Source organism: Bradyrhizobium sp. 153 (assembly GCF_023073835.1).
Taxonomy (GTDB): Bacteria; Pseudomonadota; Alphaproteobacteria; order Rhizobiales; family Xanthobacteraceae; genus Bradyrhizobium.
This window is the reverse complement of record NZ_JADPKH010000074.1, coordinates 313,185-335,678: the sequence shown is the minus strand read 5'-3', so window position 1 is coordinate 335,678 and position 22,494 is coordinate 313,185. Positions and strand designations below refer to the sequence as shown.

18 protein-coding genes and 1 pseudogene are annotated in these 22,494 nt (G+C 63.4%); 5 read left to right on the top strand and 14 right to left on the bottom strand.

The features are described 5' to 3' along the window. Positions 1-32: 32 nt before the first annotated feature. Together gnd and IVA91_RS18255 are read right to left on the bottom strand one after the other, a co-directional pair. A complete protein-coding gene (gene gnd / locus IVA91_RS18260) occupies positions 33-1,031 on the bottom strand; it encodes a phosphogluconate dehydrogenase (NAD(+)-dependent, decarboxylating) (protein ID WP_247278346.1) in 999 nt (332 codons plus the stop codon). Between the two features lie 13 nt (positions 1,032-1,044). Beyond that, positions 1,045-3,894: a bifunctional transaldolase/phosoglucose isomerase gene (locus IVA91_RS18255; RefSeq protein ID WP_247278347.1), complete on the bottom strand. Its 2,850-nt coding sequence runs from the start codon at positions 3,892-3,894 to the stop codon at positions 1,045-1,047. Between the two features lie 838 nt (positions 3,895-4,732). On the opposite strand from IVA91_RS18255, the gene IVA91_RS18250 reads away from it, so the two are divergent. Genes IVA91_RS18250 through IVA91_RS18240 form a run of 3 tightly spaced genes read left to right on the top strand, consistent with a single transcriptional unit; the run spans position 4,733 to position 9,505 of the window. Then, on the top strand, positions 4,733-6,676 hold the full coding sequence (locus IVA91_RS18250) for a PrkA family serine protein kinase (protein WP_247278348.1): 1,944 nt from the start codon (positions 4,733-4,735) through the stop codon (positions 6,674-6,676). 19 nt (positions 6,677-6,695) lie between these two features. Beyond that, positions 6,696-7,973, top strand: coding sequence for a YeaH/YhbH family protein (locus IVA91_RS18245; protein WP_247278601.1), 1,278 nt, complete (start codon positions 6,696-6,698; stop codon positions 7,971-7,973). Beyond that, complete coding sequence (locus IVA91_RS18240; RefSeq protein ID WP_247278349.1) at positions 7,970-9,505, top strand: SpoVR family protein; 1,536 nt, start codon at positions 7,970-7,972, stop codon at positions 9,503-9,505. Before IVA91_RS18245 ends, IVA91_RS18240 begins: the two co-directional genes overlap by 4 nt. 227 nt (positions 9,506-9,732) lie before the next feature. Here the strand turns inward: IVA91_RS18240 and IVA91_RS18235 are convergent, their stop codons facing one another. The 5 genes and pseudogenes from IVA91_RS18235 to IVA91_RS18215 form a co-directional block, all read right to left on the bottom strand. Further along, entirely contained in the window at positions 9,733-10,176 is a 444-nt protein-coding gene (locus IVA91_RS18235; RefSeq protein ID WP_247278602.1) for a DUF1801 domain-containing protein, read from the bottom strand. 13 nt (positions 10,177-10,189) lie between these two features. Further along, on the bottom strand, positions 10,190-10,393 hold the full coding sequence (locus IVA91_RS18230) for a hypothetical protein (RefSeq protein WP_247278350.1): 204 nt from the start codon (positions 10,391-10,393) through the stop codon (positions 10,190-10,192). Between the two features lie 42 nt (positions 10,394-10,435). Then, entirely contained in the window at positions 10,436-10,867 is a 432-nt protein-coding gene (locus IVA91_RS18225) for an SRPBCC domain-containing protein (protein WP_247278351.1), read from the bottom strand. Continuing rightward, positions 10,864-11,187, bottom strand: coding sequence for a metalloregulator ArsR/SmtB family transcription factor (locus IVA91_RS18220; protein ID WP_247449812.1), 324 nt, complete (start codon positions 11,185-11,187; stop codon positions 10,864-10,866). The genes IVA91_RS18225 and IVA91_RS18220 overlap by 4 nt, the downstream gene beginning before the upstream one ends. A gap of 304 nt (positions 11,188-11,491) precedes the next feature. Continuing rightward, positions 11,492-12,096 (bottom strand): annotated as a pseudogene (locus tag IVA91_RS18215) (hypothetical protein). Between the two features lie 325 nt (positions 12,097-12,421). Here IVA91_RS18215 and IVA91_RS18210 point away from each other — a divergent pair. Further along, a complete protein-coding gene (locus IVA91_RS18210; protein ID WP_247278353.1) occupies positions 12,422-13,939 on the top strand; it encodes an SUMF1/EgtB/PvdO family nonheme iron enzyme in 1,518 nt (505 codons plus the stop codon). A gap of 17 nt (positions 13,940-13,956) precedes the next feature. After that, positions 13,957-14,406 (top strand): DUF4399 domain-containing protein, encoded by a 450-nt coding sequence (locus IVA91_RS18205; RefSeq protein WP_247278354.1) that lies wholly within the window; start codon positions 13,957-13,959, stop codon positions 14,404-14,406. Here IVA91_RS18205 and IVA91_RS18200 read toward each other — a convergent pair whose 3' ends face one another. The 7 genes from IVA91_RS18200 to pqqD form a co-directional block, all read right to left on the bottom strand. Next, positions 14,407-15,462 carry a 2-oxoacid:ferredoxin oxidoreductase subunit beta gene (locus tag IVA91_RS18200; protein ID WP_247278355.1) on the bottom strand — a complete coding sequence of 352 codons (1,056 nt, stop codon included), beginning with the start codon at positions 15,460-15,462 and terminating at the stop codon, positions 14,407-14,409. Then, positions 15,459-17,306, bottom strand: coding sequence for a 2-oxoacid:acceptor oxidoreductase subunit alpha (locus IVA91_RS18195; RefSeq protein ID WP_247278356.1), 1,848 nt, complete (start codon positions 17,304-17,306; stop codon positions 15,459-15,461). Before IVA91_RS18195 ends, IVA91_RS18200 begins: the two co-directional genes overlap by 4 nt. Further along, positions 17,276-19,075, bottom strand: a complete 1,800-nt coding sequence (locus tag IVA91_RS18190; protein ID WP_247278357.1) for an FAD-dependent oxidoreductase — start codon at positions 19,073-19,075, stop codon at positions 17,276-17,278. The genes IVA91_RS18195 and IVA91_RS18190 overlap by 31 nt, the downstream gene beginning before the upstream one ends. A gap of 235 nt (positions 19,076-19,310) precedes the next feature. Then, positions 19,311-19,988 carry a DUF4286 family protein gene (locus IVA91_RS18185; protein WP_247278358.1) on the bottom strand — a complete coding sequence of 226 codons (678 nt, stop codon included), beginning with the start codon at positions 19,986-19,988 and terminating at the stop codon, positions 19,311-19,313. Between the two features lie 13 nt (positions 19,989-20,001). Beyond that, positions 20,002-20,988 (bottom strand): prolyl aminopeptidase, encoded by a 987-nt coding sequence (gene pip, locus IVA91_RS18180; RefSeq protein ID WP_247278359.1) that lies wholly within the window; start codon positions 20,986-20,988, stop codon positions 20,002-20,004. Continuing rightward, positions 20,978-22,177, bottom strand: a complete 1,200-nt coding sequence (gene pqqE, locus IVA91_RS18175) for a pyrroloquinoline quinone biosynthesis protein PqqE (RefSeq protein WP_247278360.1) — start codon at positions 22,175-22,177, stop codon at positions 20,978-20,980. The genes pip and pqqE overlap by 11 nt, the downstream gene beginning before the upstream one ends. Continuing rightward, positions 22,174-22,485: a pyrroloquinoline quinone biosynthesis peptide chaperone PqqD gene (gene pqqD, locus IVA91_RS18170; protein WP_247278361.1), complete on the bottom strand. Its 312-nt coding sequence runs from the start codon at positions 22,483-22,485 to the stop codon at positions 22,174-22,176. Before pqqD ends, pqqE begins: the two co-directional genes overlap by 4 nt. Positions 22,486-22,494 lie beyond the last annotated feature (9 nt).

Below are 22,494 nucleotides of genomic sequence, written 5' to 3'. Positions count from 1 at the left end.
TTCGCTTGAGTACGTTTCACTGCAGCTTCGAACTATTTGGACTTCGGCACGCCGGGCTGCTTCGGCTCCTTGTGGCCGCCGAACCCGGCGCGCATTGCGGAGAGAATTTTCTCGGCGAAGGTGTGTTCCTTGCGGGAGCGGAAACGTGTGTAGAGGGCCGCGGTCAACACTTCGGCAGGCACCGCCTCGTCGATCGCCGCATTCACGGTCCAGCGTCCTTCGCCGGAATCCTCGACGAAGCCGGAATATTCCGCCAATGCCGGGCTGTCGGCGAGCGCCGTCGAGGTGAGGTCGAGCAGCCAGGATGGGATCACGCTGCCGCGCCGCCACACCTCGGCAATGTCGGCGAGATCGAAATCGTAACGGTGGTCCGCCGGCAGCGCCTCGATATTGGCATTCTTGAGGATATCAAAACCTTCGGCATAGGCCTGCATCAGACCGTATTCGATGCCGTTATGGATCATCTTGACGAAATGGCCGGCACCGACAGGGCCGGCATGGATGTAGCCCTGCTCGATGCGGGGATCGCGGCCCTCGCGCCCCGGCGTGCGCGCAATGTCGCCGGCGCCGGGCGCGAGCGCGGCGAAGATCGGATCGAGCCGGTCCACCACCTGCTTCTCGCCGCCGATCATCATGCAATAGCCGCGGTCGAGCCCCCACACTCCCCCGGACGTGCCGACGTCGACATAGTGGATGCCGCGCTCCTTCAGCACCTTGCCGCGGCGGACGTCGTCCTGCCAGAAGGTGTTGCCGCCGTCGATGATGACGTCGCCCGCCTGCATCACGCCCGCGATCGTCTCGATCGTGGTCTCGGTGATACGCCCCGCAGGCAGCATCACCCAGGCGGTGCGCGGCCGCTCGAGTTTCGAGATGAATTCCTCGAGCGTCGCGGAGCCGATCGCGCCATCTGCGGCAAGGCCGGCGACGGCCTTGGCGTCCTTGTCGTAGACCACGGTCGAATGACCGTGACGCATCAGGCGGCGAACGATGTTGCCGCCCATCCGGCCGAGGCCGATCATGCCGAGTTGCATGTGAGAGCTTCCTTTAGTCCAATGCGTCGTTAAGCGCCGTGTTGAGCGCCGCGAGACCTTTCTTGAGCCCGCCCTTCAGGTGGACGCGCAGCGCGCGCCGGCCCCGCTCGGTGAGCACGTCGAAATCGCCGCGCGCCTGCGCCGCTTTGATCACCCCAAAGCTCGCCTTCTGGCCCGGCACCGGCAGATCCTTGGCGTCGTCGGCGGTGATCTGGAGGAACACGCCGCTATCTGGCCCGCCCTTGTAGGCCTGCCCGGTGGAGTGCAGAAAGCGCGGTCCGAATTCGGCGCAGGTCGCGACATGCCGCTTCTCGCGCACTTCGAGCCGCATGGCCTGAAGTGCGTCGATGGTGGTCTTGTCGCGCGCGATGTAGCCGAGCAGGGCGACATAGTCGCCGTGGCCCGAGCGCGACAGATGCGCCTTCAGCCATGAGGTAAGGTCGCCATTGGCGCCGGCGGCGCGCAGCGCCGTGGCGTTGGCTTCATCGGTGTAGAGGTCAGCTTCATCGGTGCTGACCACCGGCTGCTCGGCCGGCAGCGCGCCGGTCTTCTCGAACTCTGAAGTGAGCTCGCGGGTCTTGATCTTGGCCGCTTCCACGTCCGGCTGGTCGAACGGGTTGATACCGAGAATGCTGCCGGCCACGGCCGTCGCCATCTCGAAGCGGAAGAACTCCTGGCCGAGATGGTCGATCGACTTCATGACGATCCGCACCACGGGATGCCCGGCGGCTTCGATCGCGGCAAGCTTGGAATCATGGGCCGCGTCCGCCTCGCCTTCGATGCGGATGTCGATGAAGAAGCGGTCGTCGCCGTAAATCGCGGGTTCGCCCAGCGGCTCGCCCTCGATCGGGATCAGGCCCTTGCCCTCCTTGCCGGTCGATTCCGCGATCAGCTGCTCGGCCCAGGCGCCGAAATCGGCGATCTTCTTCGATGCCAGGATCGTCACCTTGTCGCGGCCTTCAAGGCCGGCGAGGCCCATGGCGAGGCCGAGCTGCACGCCCGGGTTCTCGGATGGCGGCACGTCCGGTCCGCAGGAGCGGGCCATCGCCAGCGCATGCTTGATGAAGGTCTTGACGTCTATGCCTGCGGTTGCCGCCGGCACCAGGCCGAACGGCGAGAGCACCGAATAGCGGCCGCCGATCGTGGGTTCGCCGTGGAAGATGCGGGCGTATTTCAGCTTCTTCGCGGCTTTCTCCAGCGACGAGCCCGGATCGGTCACCGCGATGAAGCGGTGGCCGGTCTTCACCTTCGGCCCAACCGCCTTGGCAACCCGCTCATGGAAATAGTCCTTCATCGCGTTCGGCTCGGTGGTGCCGCCGGACTTGCTGGAGACGATGAAGACGGTGTTGGCGATGTCAATCCTGGCCTCCACTGCCCGCACTTCGGCCGGGTCGGTGGAATCCAGCACATGCAGTTTTGGGAAGCCGGGCTTTTTCCCGAAGGTTTCGGCCAGCACCTCCGGCCCGAGGCTCGAACCGCCCATGCCGAGCACGACGGCGTCGGAGAATTTCTGCCCCTTCACGCGGCCCGCATAGTCCTCGTAGTCGGCGATGTCGGCCCTTGCCGCGCTGTCGAGCCAGCCCAGCCATTTGTCCTCGTCGGTGCCGGTCCAGACCGACTTGTCGCGCGCCCACAGCCTGCGGATCTTGGCAGATGCGCGCCATTCCTCGGTGCTCTTGGCCAGGCTCTTGCCGAGCCCGTCGCCGAGCGAGAGCAGCTGGCCGTCGAGCGCCGGGCCGAGCACCACGGCCCGCTTGTGCGCGACGGTGCCATAGAGCTTGTCGGCGGCATCGGCAAACTGCTTGACCCCGTCCTTGACCAGCTCCTCGGTGATCGCATCGAGCGAAATGCCGGAGCGCTCCAGCTCCTCGAGCACGCGGCGGGCGTCGTCGACATTCTCTTCCAGGCTGTCGCGCGGCTTGCCGTGATCGCGGAACGCGTCCAGCGTCGCCGGCGGCACCGTGTTGATGGTGTCGGGGCCGATCAGTTCCTCGACATAGAGGACATCGCTGTAATCCTTGTTCTTGGTGCCGGTGGACGCCCACAGCATGCGCTGCGGCTTGGCGCCCTTGGTGGCGAGCTTGTCCCAGCGTGGCCCCGAGAACAGGCGCTTGAAATCCTGATAGGCGATCTTGGCATTGGCGATCGCGACCTTGCCCTTGAGCGCGGCGAGCCGTTCCTTTTCGGAGGGATCGTTGGCGCGGGCGATCTTCTCGTCGAGCTGCTTGTCGACCACCGAGTCGATCCGGCTGACGAAGAAGCTCGCGACGCTCGCAACATGCGACGGGTCGCCGCCGCCGGCGACGTATGTCTCCAGACCGGCGAGATAGGCCTCGGCGACCTTCAGGTAGACGTCCCTGGAGAACAGCAGCGTGATGTTGATGCTGATGCCGTCGCCGATGAGCTGTTCGATCGCCGGCAGGCCCTCCGGCGTCGCCGGTACCTTCACCATCAAATTCTTGCGGTTGACGTCCTTCCAGAGCCGCCGCGCCTCGGTGACCGTGCCGGCGGTGTCCATCGCCAGATAGGGCGAGACCTCCAGGCTGACATAGCCGTCGCCTCCCTTGAGGCGGTCGTAGACCGGGCGCAGCACGTCGGCGGCGTTCTGGATGTCCTCGACCGCAACGGCTTCGAACAGGTCGGCCACGGCGCGGTCGCCACGCTTCAGCGCCTTGCCGATCGGCGCATCGTATTCGTCCGAGCTGCCGATTGCCTTCTCGAAGATCGAGGGATTGGAGGTGACCCCTTTGACGCCGTCGGTATCGATCAGTCGCTTCAGGTCGCCCTTGGCGATGAAGCCGCGGGCCAGGAAGTCGAGCCAGACGGCTTGTCCGTGCTTTTCCAGTTCTTTGACGGGATTCATGATGTTTATCTATCTCCAAGCCTGCGGGCGAGGGGTTTCCGCGCCGGTCCTGACGCGCTATGCTCTAGCTTACATGCCCCCGCGAGGGAACCAATCAAGGGGACGGGAGTCATACCCTCAGGTGTAACTGGGCCGCGATCATGGCGATCCAGGCGGCAGCAGCCGGCAGCGACATGGAGTGCCACCGGCGGCCTCCGATCCGTCTGTCGCGCGGCGGCGAAATGGCTGTGCTGAGAAGCATGCAGCACATCCTGACGTTCTCATGCTCGTCGTTGCCAAGCTCCGCAATCCGTTGCGCCGGCCACGAGCATCGAGGCTGCTGCGATCCTGAAGTGACGTAACCCGTGACGCACTGCGGCTGTTGATCGCGGCGCGCAGAAATCTGCGCGTGGCAATCGCATCGTCTTCGATCGGAGAGCCGTTCGACCGATTTGGATACGTCGCTGCACGCTTGTCCCGATTGCTGCCGCCGGTCCACGCACCGCATTGCAGCAGGAAGATGAACGCGGCGCTCAAGGCTTCGCCGTACAAGCGTCATAAGATCGCCGCTGGCAGACCGCTATGCTGCAGCGCCGGATGAGCTTTCTCCCCGGTAATGCCCGGATGTTGCGAGCAAGTGACATTTTCTGGAAATGAGCCAATATGGATGTAGATTCGCTCAAATTACAGGCATGTGCCTGTTCGTAACTCAACGAGTGCCTACGTTGTGCGTTGCGTCGAGCCGGCACCCGGGTGTCCAATGATCGTGATGTGCTCACGCTGATTCGAAACGGCCTGAGGAACGGTCCGGTAACTGCATTCGTTTCAGCTTGTAGCGGAACTCACGCGGAGAGGGATCATGTACAACGATTCTCTATTCAACGCTTTCGCTCGGTCGTTCGAGGCGAGAAGCCAGCACGACTTATCGATGGCGGAATATCTGGAATCGTGTCGAAGCGATCCCATGAAATACGCGAACGCGGCCGAACGCCTGCTAGCTGCCATCGGCGAACCCCAGACGATTGACACGGCCAAGGACCCACGCCTTGGCCGTATTTTTTTGAACCGCACGATCCGCACCTATCCGGCCTTCGCCGGCTTCTACGGAATGGAAGAAACCATCGAGCGCATCGTCGGTTTCTTCCGCCACGCCGCGCAAGGTTTGGAGGAGCGCAAGCAGATCCTTTATTTGCTCGGCCCGGTCGGCGGCGGCAAATCCTCGCTCGCCGAGCGGTTGAAGTCGCTGATGGAAGTGCACCCCATCTACGTGCTGAAGGCCGGCGATGAACTTTCGCCCGTGTTCGAGAGCCCACTCAGCCTGTTCGATCCCGATCAGCTCGGGCCGATGCTGGAAGAGAAGTACGGAATTCCGCGCCGGCGCCTCACCGGACTGATGAGCCCGTGGTGCTACAAGCGGCTGGAAGCCTTCGGCGGCGATATCTCGCAATTCCGCGTCGCCAAGATCCAGCCGTCGCGGCTTCGGCAGATCGCGATCGCCAAGACCGAGCCCGGTGACGAGAACAACCAGGATATCTCCTCGCTGGTCGGCAAGGTCGACATCCGCAAGCTCGAGACCTATGCGCAGAACGATCCGGACGCCTACAGCTATTCCGGCGGCCTCAATCGCGCCAACCAGGGCGTGCTCGAGTTCGTCGAGATGTTCAAGGCGCCGATCAAGATGCTGCATCCGCTGCTGACCGCGACGCAGGAAGGCAACTATATCGGCACCGAGAACATCGGCGCGATCCCCTTCACCGGCATCATCCTCGCACATTCCAACGAAGCCGAGTGGGCGAGCTTCAAGGCCAACAAGAACAACGAGGCCTTCATCGACCGGATCTGCGTCATCAAGGTGCCGTACTGCCTCAGGGTCACCGAAGAGCAGAAGATCTACGAGAAGCTGATCCAGGGTTCCGAGCTCGCATCGGCTCCTTGCGCGCCGTCGACACTGGAGACGCTGGCGCGGTTCTCGGTGATGTCGCGCTTGCGCAAGCACGAGAACTCCACGCTGTTCGGCAAGATGCGGGTGTATGACGGTGAGAGCCTGAAAGAGTCCGATCCGAAGGCGCGCAGCGTCCAGGAATATCGCGACGCCGCCGGTGTCGACGAGGGCATGGACGGTGTCTCCACCCGCTTCGCCTTCAAGGTCCTGGCTGCGACCTTCAATCACGACCCGCAGGAGGTCGCCGCCGACGCCGTGCACCTGATGTACGCGCTGGAGCAGGCGATCCGCCGCGAGCAGCTTCCGGAGGAAACCGAGAAACGTTATCTCGAGTTCATCAAGGCGGAGCTCGCGCCGCGCTATGCCGAGTTCATCGGCAACGAGATCCAGAAGGCCTATCTCGAATCCTACTCCGATTACGGCCAGAACCTGTTCGACCGCTACGTCGATTACGCCGACGCCTGGATCGAGGATCAGGACTTCAAGGATCCCGACACCGGCCAGCTGCTCGATCGCGAGCTTTTGAACCAGGAACTGACCAAAATCGAGAAGCCGGCGGGCATTGCCAACCCGAAGGACTTCCGCAACGAGGTCGTCAAATTCTCGTTACGCTCGCGGGCCCAGAACGGCGGCAAGAACCCGACCTGGACCTCCTACGAGAAGATTCGCGATGTGATCGAAAAGCGGATATTCTCCCAGGTCGAGGATCTGCTTCCGGTCATCTCCTTCGGGTCCAAGAAGGACGGCGAGACGGAGAAGAAGCACGGCGAGTTCGTCGCACGCATGGTGGAGCGCGGCTACACCGAGCGTCAGGTTCGCCGGCTCGTCGAATGGTACATGCGCGTGAAGCAGGCCGGTTGAGGCGGATGGGAAAGTGGCCATTCACATTATTGACAGGCGCCTGAATCCAGGCGGCAAGAGTCTTGAGAACCGGCAGCGGTTCTTGCGTCGGGCCAAATCCCTGGTGCAGGGCGCCGTCAAGAAGACCTCGCAGGAACGCGACATCAAGGACGTCCTGGAGGGTGGTGAGGTCACGATCCCGCTCGACGGAATGCACGAGCCGCGCTTCCGCCGGGAGGGCGGCACGCGCGACATGGTGCTGCCCGGAAACAAGAAGTTCGTCGAGGGCGACTATCTCCAGCGCTCGGGCCAGGGCAGCGCCAAGGATTCCGGTCCGGGCGAGGGCGACAGCGAGGATGCCTTCCGGTTCGTGCTGAGCCGCGACGAGTTCGTCGACCTTTTCCTCGACGACCTCGAACTGCCCGATCTTGCCAAGCGCAAGATCGCGCAGACCGAGAGCGAGGGCATCCAGCGCGCCGGCTACACCACCTCGGGCTCGCCGGCCAACATCTCAGTGAGCCGGACGGTTCAGCTCGCACTCGCCCGCCGCATCGCGCTCCGGCGTCCCCGCAAGAGCGAGATCGAGGAGCTGGAGGCCGAGATCGCCGCCTGCACCGACGAGGAGGTTCGCGTCGAGTTGCTCGACAAGCTCGCAAAACTCAAGGCGAAATCCAAGCGCATCCCTTTCATCGACCCGCTCGACATCCGTTACCGCCGCTTCGAGACGGTGCCGCGGCCGGTGGCGCAGGCGGTGATGTTCTGCCTGATGGACGTCTCGGGCTCGATGTCCGAGCACATGAAGGATCTCGCCAAGCGCTTCTACATGCTGCTCTACGTATTTCTGAAGCGCCGCTACAAGCATGTCGAGATCGTCTTCATCCGGCACACTGACCGCGCCGAGGAGGTCGACGAGCAGACCTTTTTCTACGGCCCGGCCTCGGGCGGCACGCTGGTCTCCAGCGCGCTCCAGGCGATGCACGAGATCGTGCGCGAGCGCTTCAATCCGGCGGACTGGAACATCTATGCCGCGCAAGCCTCCGACGGCGACAATTCCTATTCCGACGGCGAGCTCACGGGCCTGCTGCTGACCGATAAGATCCTGCCGGTCTGTCAGTTTTTTGCCTATCTCGAGGTCGGCGAGTCCGGCGGTAGTGCCTTCGATCTCTCCGACTCCTCGCTCTGGACCCTTTACGAGCGCCTGCGCAGCAGCGGCGCACCGCTCTCGATGCGCAAGGTCTCGGAGCGCAGCGAGATCTTTCCGGTGTTCCACGACCTGTTCCAACGCCGCGAAACCAGCCAGGAGAAGGCCGCTCCATGACGGAACGCTTGTTCGAAGGCGCGGATTGGGATTTCCACACCTTGCAGCGTATCACCGATGCCTGCGAGGAGGTGGCGTTGCAGGATCTCGGGCTCGACGTCTATCCGAACCAGATCGAGGTCATCACCGCCGAGCAGATGCTGGACGCGTACTCGTCGGTCGGCATGCCCCTGTTCTACAAGCACTGGTCGTTCGGCAAGCATTTTGCGTTCCATGAGGCCTCCTATCGCAAGGGCCTGATGGGACTCGCCTACGAGATCGTGATCAACTCCTCGCCCTGCATCTCCTACCTGATGGAGGAGAACACGGCGACGATGCAGACGCTGGTGATCGCGCACGCGGCCTTCGGCCACAACCACTTCTTCAAGAACAATTATCTGTTCAAGCAGTGGACCGACGCCGACGGCATCCTGGATTATCTCGACTTCGCCAAGAATTATGTCGCGAGCTGCGAGGAGCGCTACGGCCGCATCGAGGTCGAGCGCACGCTCGACGCTGCGCACGCGCTGATGTCGCACGGTATCGACCGCTATCCCGGCAAGAAGAAGCTCGATTTGCGCGCTGAAGAGAAGCGGGCAGGGCGCCGCCGTCAGCATGAGGAGGAGGTCTTCAACGATCTCTGGCGCACGGTCCCGAAGGGGGTTGCCAAGAGCCGGTCCGCACTCAGCGTCGAACGCCGCCGCAAGCTGCTCGGCTTGCCGCAGGAGAATTTGCTGTACTTCCTGGAGAAGAGCGCACCGCGGCTGGCCCCGTGGCAGCGCGAATTGCTGCGCATCGTCCGCCACATCGCGCAGTATTTCTATCCACAGAGCCAGACCAAGGTCATGAACGAGGGGACGGCGACCTACGTCCACTACCGCATCATGACCAAGCTGCACGAGCAGGGCCGCATCACCGACGGCAACTTCCTCGAGTTCCTGGGGTCGCACACCAACGTGGTGTTCCAGCCAGAATTCGACGATCCGCGCTTCTCCGGCTTCAATCCCTATGCGCTCGGCTTCGCCATGATGCAGGACATCGAGCGCATCGTCACCAGGCCGGAAGATGAGGACCGCGAATGGTTCCCCGATATCGCCGGCAAGAACGACGTGATGGGCGTGCTGCGCGACGTCTGGGCCAATTACCGCGACGAGAGCTTCGTCGGCCAGTTCCTGAGCCCGAAGCTGATGCGGCACTTCCGCATGTTCCACCTGCATGACGATCCCGAGGAGCGCGCGGGGATCCGGGTCGACGCCATCCACGATGAGCGCGGCTTCCGCCGCGTCCGCCGCGAGCTGGCACGGCAGCACGATGTCGGCTACATCGACGCCAATATCGAGGTCGTCGACGTCGATCTCTCCGGCGACCGCCGGCTGATCCTGCATCACCACGTCATCAAAGGCTCGCAGCTCAACGAGACCGACGCCAAGCGCGTGCTCCAGCACCTGGCCGATCTCTGGACGTATGACGTCGCACTGATCGAGGTCGACGCGAACGACAAGGTCCTGCGCGAATATGTCGTGAGCCCGCGCCCGATCACCGCGGCGGCCTGAGGCGGTTTGGTACGCGCGACGCCTGATTGGCTGAGACTCAGCTAGACGCCGGCGAAGGTGCGCTTGCTCCCCGCTTGCGGGGGAGGATTGGGGAGAGGGTGTCTCCGCAGTGGGACTCCCCCAGACGAGAGAGCCCTCACCCGGCGCTACGCGCCAACCTCTCCCGCAAGCGGAAGAGGTTGAAGCGAGCCCGCGGCTGCTCAAGTGACCAACATGGCCGTTGTATTCTAAGCCGGCCGCTTCACCGGTCTCTTCTTCACCTTGCTCGCATTCAGCTCTACCGCCGCGCGGATCAGTGCCTTCAACGCTTTCTCGTTGAGCTTCTCGCCCTCGCGAATATCGATCGCGCGCCGCACGTTTCCGTCGAGGCTGGAATTGAACAGGCCCGCCGGATCCTCCAGCGCCGCGCCCCTGGCGAACGTCATCTTGACCACAGCCTTGTAGGTCTCGCCGGTGCAGATGATGCCGTCGTGCTCCCACACGGGAACGCCGCGCCACTTCCACTCCTCGACGACATCAGGATCGGCCTCCTTGATCAGCTCGCGAATTCGCCCCAGCATCTCGCCGCGCCAGTCGCCAAGCTCCTTGATCCTGCCATCGATCAGCTTGGAGGGTGAAGCTTCAGTCGAGTCTGTCGTGCTGTGCTTCTTCGCGCTGCCAACGTTTTTCATCATCTCGCCTCGTTCACGCGTTGCTGCGGCTGACATAGGGCAGCGCGAACAAATATAGCCCGGTCGCAAGCAACGGAATGAGCGGGACGAGCGCCAGGAAGCCGATCCAGAGCGCCTGGACCTGCATGGCCATGGCGACGATGTTCGCGATGACGGCGAGCGTGAAAGCCATCGACAGCCAGCGATGAATCTGTCGAATCCAGATATGCGTGCTCATTGGGACCTCCTTTTGAAATGGATCGGATGGACGCCGACGGAGCTAGCCTGCCCGCGCCAGCAGCTCGTCCAGCTTGGCAAAGAACTGCTTCCAGCCGGCATGCGCGCCGCCATAAGCCTGCTTCTGCGTCGGGCTGAAGCCCGCCTGCTCGACACGCAAATGAGTGCCTGCGCCCGTCGGTGTCAGCGTGAAGGTCACGACGCTTTTCAGGTCGAACGCCGCATCCTGATGCGAGAAATTCCAGGTATAGGCGAGCGTCTTTTCCGGCTCGATAGTGAGCACCTCGCAATCCAGCACGCCGCCCCATTCGCCGCGAAGATTGAAGCGGTGGCCGACGACGGGCTTGAAGTCGTTCTTCATCAGCCATTCCTCGATCAGATGCGGCTGCGTCAGCGCGCGCCAGATTCGCTCCGCCGGGGCGGCAAATTCGCGCTCGATCACCACGGAGCGCGTTTCGCTTGAGGCTTCGTTCATTGGTCCATCCTCTTCAGGAGATCGTCGAGGGCGTCGAGCCGCCTCTGCCAGAAGCCGGCCATCTGGCTGGTCCAGTCGATCAGCGGATTGAGCGCGCCGGGCTGCGCGCTGTAATGGGTCTGGCGTCCCTCGTGGCGGTCGCGCACCAGCCCGGCCTGTTTCAAGACGCCGAGATGTTTCGAGACCGCCGGCTGTGACACGCCGGATCGCGCGGTCAGTGCTCCGACCGTCTGCTCGCCCTCGCGGCACAGCCGCTCGAAGATCGCCCGCCGCGTCGGATCGGCGAGCGTCCTGAATAGGAGGTCGTGAGCGGCGGACATGGAGGATCCATAACTCATAAGTTATGATGAACTCATAACCATAGAGTTATGGATGCGTCAAGTGCGATGCGAATGAGTGAGAAGTCGGCACCGGGGGCTCCCTCTAACCTCTCCCGCTTGCTTGCAGGAGAGGTCGACGCGAAGCGTCGGGTGAGGTCCTCAACCTGCTGCCCGCGCTGGCTTCGGTGGCGGCTTGTGCAGGCGAGGGCTCAAGCGCCGCGCCCAGCGCCGAGACGGCGCTCCACAAGAGGTTGCGGCGGTTCACGGCGATCTCGCTCGACTGACCGAATTCGCCGGAGACATATCAGTCGTGACGCAATGCGGCGAGTTCCTTGCGGTCGGTCACGAGAGAGGCGCACTCGCTCGTGTCGGTACGGTCGAGGCGGAAAATCCTGTCGTCCGCGCCGGCCACCAGCGATTGTTCGGCCTCGTGGTCCGGCTTGTTGTTCTGCTAGACCCGCACCCGTTCGAGCCGCACGATTGCCGACTTGTCGTCCTTCGATAGCGCAACACCGATGCCGCCGCCCTCGCAGTCGACGCACCTCGTTGCCGCTCTTGGTGAACACGGCGTGGCTACACGAACCGCTGGAATCGAAATCGCCGGGGCGGTGACGGTACCTGAAGCCGAGGCGGAAGGAGTTGTGGAGCTCCTGGTCCTCCTCGATCTCTGCGGAGATCAGCAGCTTCATCGCGGCGACCTTCTGCTTCGGGTGCCGCGCCAGGTGCTCGGTATCGTAGCGCCGCACGAAGCAGGCATAGGCCTTGTTGCCGGGCGCGCCGGCATACATGCGCGCATTGAAGGTTTCGGCTTCGGCCTTGCTGGCCTCACGGATATTCGTCGGCCTTGTCGGCACGGGCGACGCTGCTCAGCGCAGCCAAAGTCAGGGCAGCAACGATCGAGAGCTTCATGATGCCCTCGAGCGCGTGACAACTCGACCGCACCCGGACAGAACTGCTGTCTGTTAGACGCAGGCGAGGCGCACCGCGTTCAAGCTGAGCAAGTCGCTCGTGCGACCATCGGCGGCGCGGCCTCGGCCCTGTGCTTTCGCGCCGGGCCTTAGTCATCGGCGGGATCAAGAAGGTTCAAGCGGTGTTGCGCTTCGATCCTTCGGAACTCGATGCTGGCGATTGCTGCGACATTGTCTCGGTTCGTCAATGTGGTAGCCTTCACAGAACGACGGCCTTGGCTGTCGTAAGCTGGGGCTGCCTTGTAAGTTTGTGGAGTCCCCCCGCAATGGGCGAAATTCGCAACTTCAGATCCGGAAATCAGGATGGGCCGCCCCCGCACGGCCCCATGCCTCGTCGTCTCGCGGCGATCATCGTCGGCGACATCGCCTCCTACAGCCGCATGATGCAGGCTGACGAGGAGGGAACGCATGCCCGGGTCAAGCGGATCGAGCGGGATATCATCCAGCCCAGCATCGTCGAGCACCACGGAAGTCTGGTGAAGACGACGGGCGATGGTTTCATCGCCATTTTCGACAGTCCTGTTGAGGCCGTTCGATGCAGCATTGTCATTCAACAAAATCTCCTCGGCCGCAACGCCTCGCTTCCGAAGCATTCGCGGCTCGAATACCGAATTGGCGTCAATCTCGGCGACGTGATCGTAGAGCCGGACGATGTCTACGGCGATGGCGTCAACATTGCCACACGCATTGAGGGCATTGCCGAGCCCGGTCAGGTCTATATTTCGGGCGCGATCTACGAGCAGATCAAGCACAAGGTGGTGTGCGGCTATGAGTCGCTTGGGGACCGCAAGGTCAAGAACATCACCGATCCGGTGCGCGTCTATCGCGTGCTGCCGGACGCAGATGCTGTCGGCAGGACGCGAGGCCGGCGCGAGAATGTCCTGATCTTCCTCCTGAGCATTACCGTCATGGTGATCGCCACAGGCGTGCTCTGGTATTTCTTGGCGCAGCCCGGCAGGATCGACGAGCACGCCGCCACGCCAACCGCTTCTCCGGCCGCATCACCGATCCCCCAGCCGCTGCCGCGCGAGGCGGCGACCCAGACGCCGCAACCATCTCCGTCATTGGCTGCGTCGCCGTCACCGGCACCCAGCCCATCGGCGGCGCCGCCCCGCGAACCCGGGATGATCGCCATTCGCGGCGGCAGCTTCGCGATGGGAAGCAATGACGATCCGACCGAACGGCCTGTCCACCAGGTCACGGTCAAGCCGTTCTCGATCGGCAAATATCCGGTGACGGTGCAGGAGTGGAACGAATGCGCCGCCGCCAAGGCGTGCGGATTCACGGCCACCGGCAAGGACGATGCCCCGGTCAGCAATGTGAGCTGGACCGATGCGCAGCAATATGTCACGTGGCTTGCGCAGGCGACGAAGAAGCCCTACCGGCTTCCGAGCGAAGCCGAATGGGAATATGCGGCGCGCGGCGGAACGCAGACGAAATATTGGTGGGGCGACAAGCTTCAGCCGGGCATGGCCGGGTGCAAGGATTGCGGTGATCTTGCGACCGAGCAGCCGGCCAAGGTCGGCAGCTTCAAGCCGAATCCATTCGGGCTCTATGACATGGGCGGCGGCATCGATCAGTGGGTCGAGGACTGCTGGCACAGGACCTATCAGGGCGCGCCGAGCGACGGCTCGGCGTGGAGCAGCGGAGATTGCAGCTCTCATGTCCTGAGGTCGGGCTCTTGGAAGAACGACTCAAGATATGTGCGGCCGTCAAACCGCGATGGTTACGACACCAATGTCCGTTACCCCACGCATGGATTCCGTGTCGCACTCAGTCCGTAAGTGCAGGAGTCAATTTGATGAAGATCATTTCTTGTGTCGCACTGGCGGCGGCCATCGCATTGCTCCCGGGCGCAGCCTGTGCGCAGGGCAAGACCGCGCCGAAGGATGCAAAGCTGTACTTCATCACGCCGCGCGACGGACAAAAGATTCGCGGTGCATTCTGGGTCCGGTTCGGCTTGCGCAACATGGGCGTGACGCATGCCGGCGACGACTACCAGAACGCCGGTCATCACCATCTGCTGGTCGACGTCAACGATCCCATCGATCCCAAGGAGCCGATCCCGCAGGATAAGTCGCACTTGCATTTCGGTGCAGGGCAGACCGAAACCATGCTCGACCTTCCACCGGGGACTCACACGCTCCAATTGGTGCTCGGCGACGCCAAGCACTATCCGTTCGAGCCCCCCGTCGCGTCGGAGAAGATCACGATACGCATCCGGCCGACGGTCTCGGCGCGGAGCAAATGATCACCGCAGGCTGGCATTGATCTTGTCCAGCACTGCCGAGCCTGGGCAGAGCGTATCCGCCTCCAGCGAGTTGAGCGGCGTCTCGACGGTGTTGAGGTGCTCGTGCAGATCGTCCGCGTCGGGGTCGACATAGAGCAGGCCGGTGACGATCTGGCCCTTGGCGGCGTGCTTCTGCAGGAATGTCATCGCGCCGAGACGGTCGTGCGGGTCGTAATCGGCATCGATCTTGCGCAGGGCGATCTTGTTGCCGTCATGCTGCTCGACCAGCTGCACCGTGCCCGGCGCATAGTCCACCGCGATCGGATCGCGGCCGACCAGCACGTCGAGCCGGTTCACCGCGTCGTTGTGCTCCCGGACATAGTCGAAGCTCTTGGTCGAGCCGGCGTGATTGTTGAAGGCGATGCAGGGGCTGATGACGTCGATGAAGGACGCGCCCTTGTGCCGGATTGCGGCCGCGATCAGCGGCACGAGCTGGCTCTTGTCGCCGGAGAACGAGCGCGCGACGAAGGTGGCTCCGAGTTGCAGCGCGATCGCGACGAGGTCGATGGCGTTGTCGGTGTTGGTGACGCCCTTCTTGGATTTCGAGCCACGGTCTGCCGTCGCCGAGAACTGGCCCTTGGTCAGGCCATAGACGCCGTTGTTCTCGACGATATAGGTCATGTTGACGCCGCGCCGGATCGAATGCGCGAACTGGCCGAAGCCGATCGAGGCGGAATCGCCGTCGCCGGAGACGCCGAGATAGATCAAATCGCGGTTGGCGAGGTTGGCGCCGGTCAGCACGCTGGGCATGCGGCCGTGCACGGAGTTGAAGCCGTGTGAGTTGCCGAGGAAATAGTCCGGCGTCTTCGATGAGCAGCCGATGCCGGAGATTTTTGCGACCCGGTGCGGCTCGATCGAGAGCTCATAGCAGGCCTCGATGATCGAGGCGGTGATCGAATCGTGGCCGCAGCCGGCGCACAGTGTCGAAATCTTGCCTTCGTAATCGCGGCGGGTGTAGCCGAGCTCGTTCTGCTTCAGTCCGGGATGATGGAATTTCGGCTTAGCAATGTAGGTCATGACACGGCCTTGCGGAGCGGGGTCACCTTGAGGTGATCCTGATGGTCGCCAATGGCTTTTGCGATGAAGCGGGCGGTGATCGGGGTGCCGTCGTAATGCACGATCGGCACGAGCCGGACCGGGTCGATGCCGTTCTCGTTGACGATGAGCTGGCGCAGCTGGCTGTCGCGGTTCTGCTCGACCACGTAGACGAAGTCGTGCTCGGCGAGGAAGCTGGCGACGCTGGAGTGGAACGGGAAGGCGCGGATGCGCAGGCGGTCGAGCTGATGCCCGCGCGCTTCCAACAGCCCGATGGCTTCGTCCATCGCCGGCGAGGTCGAGCCGAAATAGATCACGCCGTATTTGGTCGGCCGTTCCGCATTGGCCTGCAGCGGCCGCGGGACCAGGTCTTGGGCGGTCTCGAACTTGCGGACCAGGCGCTGCATGTTGTCGGCATAAACCGTGCCTTCCTCGGAATAGCGCGCGTAACGGTCACGCGAGGTGCCGCGGGTGAAGTAGGAGCCCTTGGTAGGATGTGTGCCGGGATAGGTGCGGTAGGGGATGCCGTCGCCGTCGACGTCGAGATAGCGGCCGAAATCGCGGCCTTCCTCCAGCATTTCCGCGGTCATCACCTTGCCGCGGTCGTATTGCCTTGAATCGTCCCACTTCAGCGGACGGCAGAGGCGGTGGTTCATGCCGATGTCGAGATCGAGCATCAGGAAGATCGTGGTCTGGAGCCGCTCGGCGAGGTCGAACGCGGCAGCCGCGAACTCGAACGCTTCCGCCGGATCTTCCGGGAATAGCAGCACATGCTTGGTGTCGCCATGCGAAGCATAGGCACAGGCGATGATGTCGCATTGCTGGGTCCGGGTCGGCATGCCCGTGGAAGGGCCGGCGCGCTGGATGTTCATGATCACGGCCGGAATCTCGGCGAAATATGAGAGGCCGATGAACTCGGTCATCAAGGAGATGCCGGGGCCGGAGGTCGCGGTGAAGGCGCGCGCGCCGTTCCAGGAGGCGCCAATGACGATACCGATCGAAGCCAGTTCGTCTTCGCCCTGCACGATCGCGTATTTCGCCTTGCCGGTCTCAGGATCATGCCGGTACTTCTTGCAATGGGCGGTGAAGGCCTCCGCCACCGACGACGACGGCGTGATCGGATACCAGGCGCACACCGTGGCGCCACCATAGACGGCGCCGAGCGCGGCGGCGCTGTTGCCTTCTATGAAGATGCGGTCGCCGACCTTGTCCGATTTCTTCACGCGCAGCCCGATCGGGCATTTCAGGTTCTGGAGTGCCCAGTCGCGGCCGAGATGCAGCGCGTGGACGTTGGAGGACAAGAGCTTCTCCTTGCCCTTGTACTGCTCGCCGATCAGCTGCTCGATCAGCTTCGGATCCATGTCGAGCAGCGCGCTGAGTGCGCCGAGATAGATGATGTTCTTGAACAGCTGGCGCTGGCGCGGATCGGTGTAGGTCGAGTTGGTGATCGCGGTGAGCGGCACGCCGATCACGGTGATGTCGTCGCGGAATTTGCTCGACGGCATCGGCTTGGTGGAATCGTAGAACAGATAGCCGCCGGGCTCGATGCCCGCGACGTCCTTGTCCCAGGTCTGCGGGTTCATCGCCACCATCATGTCGACGCCGCCGCGGGCGCCGAGATGGCCGTCTTCCGTCACCCGCACCTCGTACCAGGTCGGCAAGCCCTGGATGTTGGAGGGGAAGATGTTGCGTGGGGAGACCGGAACGCCGTGGCGCAGGATCGCGCGCGCGAACATCTCGTTGGCGCTGGCCGAGCCCGAGCCGTTGACGTTGGCAAAGCGGACGACGAAGTCGTTTACGCTGCTGATCGGCTTTTTGTCGGGCATGCTGAACCTGCGTGGGTCATCTCGATGAAATATTTCTGCATGTCCCAGGCGCCGGTGGGACAACGCTCCGCGCACAGCCCGCAATGCAGGCAGACATCCTCGTCCTTCACCATCACGCGCCCGGTCTTGAGATCCGAGGAGACGTAGAGGTCCTGGTCGGGATGCGGCGCGGGGGCCTTCAGGCGCTGGCGCAGGTCGCTTTCCTCGCCGTTGTCAGTGAAGGTGATGCAATCCATCGGGCAGATGTCGGCGCAGGCATCGCACTCGATGCAGAGCGATGTCGAGAACACGGTCTGCACGTCACAGTTCAGGCAGCGATGCGCCTCGCCGAGCGCGAGTTTGACGTCGTAGCCGAGCTCGACCTCGGCGCGGATGTCCTTCAACGCGACGACCTTGTCGCGATGCGGCACCTTGAAGCGCTTGTCGATGGAGATGTCGTTGTCATAGCTCCATTCGTGGATGCCCATCTTCTGCGAGGAGACGTGCACCTCCGGCAGCGGGCGATCTTCGATAGCCTCGCCCGAGAGCATCTTGTGGATCGACAGCGCGGCATCATGGCCGTGCGCGACCGCCCAGATGATGTTCTTCGGGCCGAACGCCGCATCGCCGCCGAAGAAGACTTTTGGATTGGTCGAGACGAAGGTCTTCGGATCGACCTTGGGCATGTGCCATTTGTCGAACTCGATGCCGCAATCCTGCTCGATCCACGGAAAGGCGTTCTCCTGGCCGACCGCGACCAGGACGTCGTCGCATTCGAAGGTCTGGTCGGGCTCACCTGATGGAACGAGGTTGCGGCGGCCTTTGGCGTCGTATTCGGCCTTCACTTTCTGAAAGGTGATGCCAGTGAGCTTGCCATTGTCGTGGATGAAGGCGACGGGAACGAGGAAGTTGAGGATTGGGATGTCCTCGTGGAGCGCGTCCTCCTTTTCCCAGGGCGAGGCCTTCATTTCCTCGAAGCCGGAGCGCACGACGACCTTGACGTCTTCGCCGCCGAGGCGGCGCGCTGTGCGACAGCAATCCATCGCGGTGTTGCCGCCGCCGAGCACGATCACGCGCTTGCCGACCTTGTCGGTATGACCGAACGACACCGAGGCCAGCCACTCGATGCCGATATGGATGTTGGCGGCTGCCTCTTTCCGGCCGGGAATGTCGAGCTCGCGGCCGCGCGGCGCGCCGGAGCCGACGAAGATCGCGTCATAATTCTCCCCAAGCAGCGCCTGCATGCTATCGATGCGATGGCCGCCTCTAAACTCGATGCCGAGAGCCAGGATGTAGCCGGTCTCCTCGTCGATCACGGAATTGGGCAGGCGGAATTTCGGGATCTGCGTGCGCATCATGCCGCCCGCTTCCGGATCGGCATCGAACACGGTGCAGTGATAGCCGAGCGGGGCAAGATCGCGCGCCACGGTCAGCGAGGCGGGACCGCCGCCGACCAGCGCAACGCGCTTGCCGTTCTTCGGCGCGGGTCGCGGCAGGCGCTGCTTGATATCGTCCTTGAAGTCGGCGGCGACGCGCTTGAGGCGGCAGATCGCGACCGGAGTTTCCTCGACGCGTCCGCGGCGGCACGCCGGCTCGCATGGACGGTCGCAGGTGCGTCCCAGAATTCCGGGAAACACGTTCGATTTCCAATTGATCATGTAGGCGTCGCTGTAGCGGCCTTGTGCGATCAGTCGGATGTATTCGGGAACCGGGGTGTGCGCAGGACAGGCCCATTGGCAATCGACCACTTTGTGAAAGTAGTCGGGGGCCGCGATATCGGTCGGTTTCATTCCTACCCTGTCCGCGCAGGCTCAAAGACCCCGCGGCCTTTTCTTGAGCTTGGCGGACGCTTATTGCGTCTCGATCTGGTTTCTGAATGGCATCATTGGGTTAGCTTATTAGAACGGCTCCGAAGTACAACGGCAAATTTACGCGATCACCGCCTTTCATAGGAGCCACGCGCGCACAGCATCAACGCGGCGCGCGAGGTGCGTGCGGTGCAACATGTTGCGATGCGTGTGCGCGCTAGCTGCGCGTAAGGTCACTCTTCGCGAGGTCCCACATCAGGCAATAGGTGCCGACGGAGATCGGAAGCGGAAAGGGCGCCGCGGCGGGACCGGTGAAGCGCTCGGCGATCACGGCCGAGACCGCGCCGACATGGGTGCCGTCGATCAGCACGAACCAGTCGCGCGCGCCTTCATGGCGTACCGCTGGAATTTCCGCCGTTGCACCCGACAATTCGGGCTCGCTCTCCAGGAGGTGCATGGAGACGATGCCGTCGCACGTGTCCGGCGCCAGCTTGTCTTGCAGTGCATCACGCCATGGCGCTGCGTTGTCGGGCCTTGGCCGCAGCCGCACCACGCCGAGCGCGGCGCCGCGTCCGGTGCCGTTGCTGATGGTGATGCGCGCGACGACGCGGAGCATGTCCTTGAAACGCGCCATGCTCTGCCGCGACCAGTCGGTCGGGCTCGCAAGCCGCGCGCGGTAAGCCGGGCTGTCGAGCACGTCGAGCGTGGCGGTCGAATACAGGCAGAGATATTTGGGATTGGCGGCATGCGCGACATAGCGCCGCGCCTCCAGGAAGCCGTCGATCGCGACGCGCTCTTCCAGATGCTCGCGATCGTACCAGCGGTTGAAATCGGCCTCGTCGGCCGCCTCGATGTTCATCGAGGTCAGCAGCATGCCTTTCCCGGCGAGCGGCATTTTTCTTATCCTGTTATCGCGCGGTCTTCGAGGCGAGGTCTGCGATCGACTTCATGACCGCGTCTCTCACGCCGGCATCATAGAGCGAATGGCCGGCTTCTTCCACGATGCGAAGCTCGGAACCCGGCCAAACTTTCGCGAGCGCCTGCGACGTCTCGGGCGGGCACAACAGATCGTAGCGGCCCTGGACGATGATGCCAAGGATGCCTTTGAGCCGCCCCGCATTGCGCAACAGCTGGCTCTCGGTCATGAAGCTGTCGCTGACGAAATAATGCGCCTCCATGAATGGGGTCGCGGGCAGCGTGCGCCACACGTTCAGCGATGCGAGATCGAGCCGCGTCTTTGCGGGCTTGTGCTCGGACAAGGTGCGCTCGGTGTCGTGCCAAGCCCGCGCGGCCGGACCGTGCACGGCGGGATCAGCATCAAGGATGCGGCGCCAATAGGCCTCCACCGGCCGCGCGCGCTCTTCGAGCGGCAGCACGCCAAGAAAATCCTCGTAGAGCGCAGGATGGAACTGCGACAGGCGCGACGTGAACGCCGCTTCGACCTCTGCCCGCGTGCCGAGGAACGTCGCGCGCAGCGCGATGCCAGAGACGCGCTCGGGATGCGCCTCTGCATACGCCAGCGCCAGCGTCGCGCCCCAGGAGCCGCCGACCACGATCCAGCGGTCGAAGCCGAACTTCTCTCGGATTTTCTCGATGTCGGCGATGAGGTGCGCCGTCGTGTTGTGCTCGCGCGATCCCTTCGGCCGGCTGCGGCCGCAGCCGCGCTGGTCGTGCAATACCGCGCAGAAGCGGTCGGGATCGAACAGGCGGCGATGATCGGGCTGGCAGCCGCTGCCGGGTCCGCCATGCAGATAGACCGCGGGAATGCCGTCCGCGCGACCGACGCTCTCGACATAGAGCTCGTGACCCTCGCCGACATCGAGCATGTCGGACGTCAGCGGCGCAAAGGGATCGGCGCGTCTGGCGGATGCGGCCGCGTCGGCGTCAGGTCCCATTCTCGGATTCCAGAGTGCCGCCGGCGAAGTTGCGATAGAGGAAGCGGTTGGTCTCGCCCTCGGCCTCGCGCTCGGCCTGCTTGAAGATGGTTTCGTGCAGCGGCGACAGCGCGCAGGCCGGGTCGGTGTTGGCGGCGTCGCCAGTCAGCGCGAAGGCCTGGCAGCGGCAGCCGCCGAAATCGATCTCGCGGAATTCGCAACTCTTGCACGGCTCCTTCATCCAGCCGGTGCCGCGATAGCGGTTGAAGGCGTCGGAGTTCTGCCAGATCCAGGCGATCGAGTGATTGGAACGCACGGATTCGAACTCGAGCCCGGTGATGCTCTCGGCGGCGTGGCACGGCAGCACCTTGCCGGCGGGCGAGATGTTGAAGAACTGCCGGCCCCAGCCGCCCATGCACTTCTTCGGCCGCAGCGCGTAATAGTCGGGAACGACGTAGTCGATCGTAAGCCGGCCCTTGAGCCGCTCGCGCGCCTCCTCGACGATTTCAGTGCACTCGTCGAGCTGCGCCACCGTCGGCATCAAGGCGGCGCGATTCTTCAGCGCCCAGCCGTAATATTGCACGTTGGCGACCTCGAGCCGGTCGGCATCGAGATCGACCGCCATCTGAATGATGTCGGGGAGCTGATGCAGGTTCTGCCGGTGCATGACCGCGTTCACGGTGAGCGGCAAATCGAGCTCACGCGTCCACTTCGCCACTTCCAGCTTCTTGCGGTGGCCATTCCTGTAGCCGGCGACTCGATCCGCGAGGCCTTCCTCCACGCCCTGAAAACTGATCTGTACATGGCAGAGCCCGGCATCCGCGAGATCGCTCAGCCGCTCGCGCGTCAACAGCACGGCCGAGGTGATCAGGTTGGTGTAGAGCCCGACATCGCTCGCGTGCTTGACCAGTTCGACCAGGTCCTTCCGCGCCGTCGGCTCGCCGCCAGAGAAGTGGACCTGGAGCACGCCGATCTCGGCGAGCTCGCTCAACACCTTCTTCCACTCATCCGTGGTCAGCTCCTTGCCCGCGCGGTCGAGCTCGACCGGATTGGAACAATAGGGGCATTGCAGCGGACAGCGATGGGTGATCTCGAGCAGCACCGCGAGCGGAATGCCAAACGTCTCCGCCGTCGAGCGCTGCTTCTCCAGCACCGCGAGGCTGTCGCTGGCGTCTGGCGGGATGGTAGGAATGCCGAGCACATCGCTCATGGCGTCTTCTCCCGGGCCTCAGTGAGAAAGCCCTTCTCGGCGAGATCCTGGAGCATGACGATGACGTCGGCGAGGATCGCCTCGCGCGGCGCGGCGTATTTCGCCGCCAGCCGATCGGCGATCTCGCCGACATTGCGCTGGCCGTCGCAAAGCTGCAAGACCTCGACTGCGATCTCGTCCGGCGCCAGCACCCGTTCCGGTGCTAGGATCACCCAGACCTTTCGGGTCTCGTCATATTTGAGCTTGGCGTGCCGCGGCAGCACGGGGCGGCTTGCCTCGCTGACGCTGATGTTCCGCGGCCCGGCCATTACAGTTCC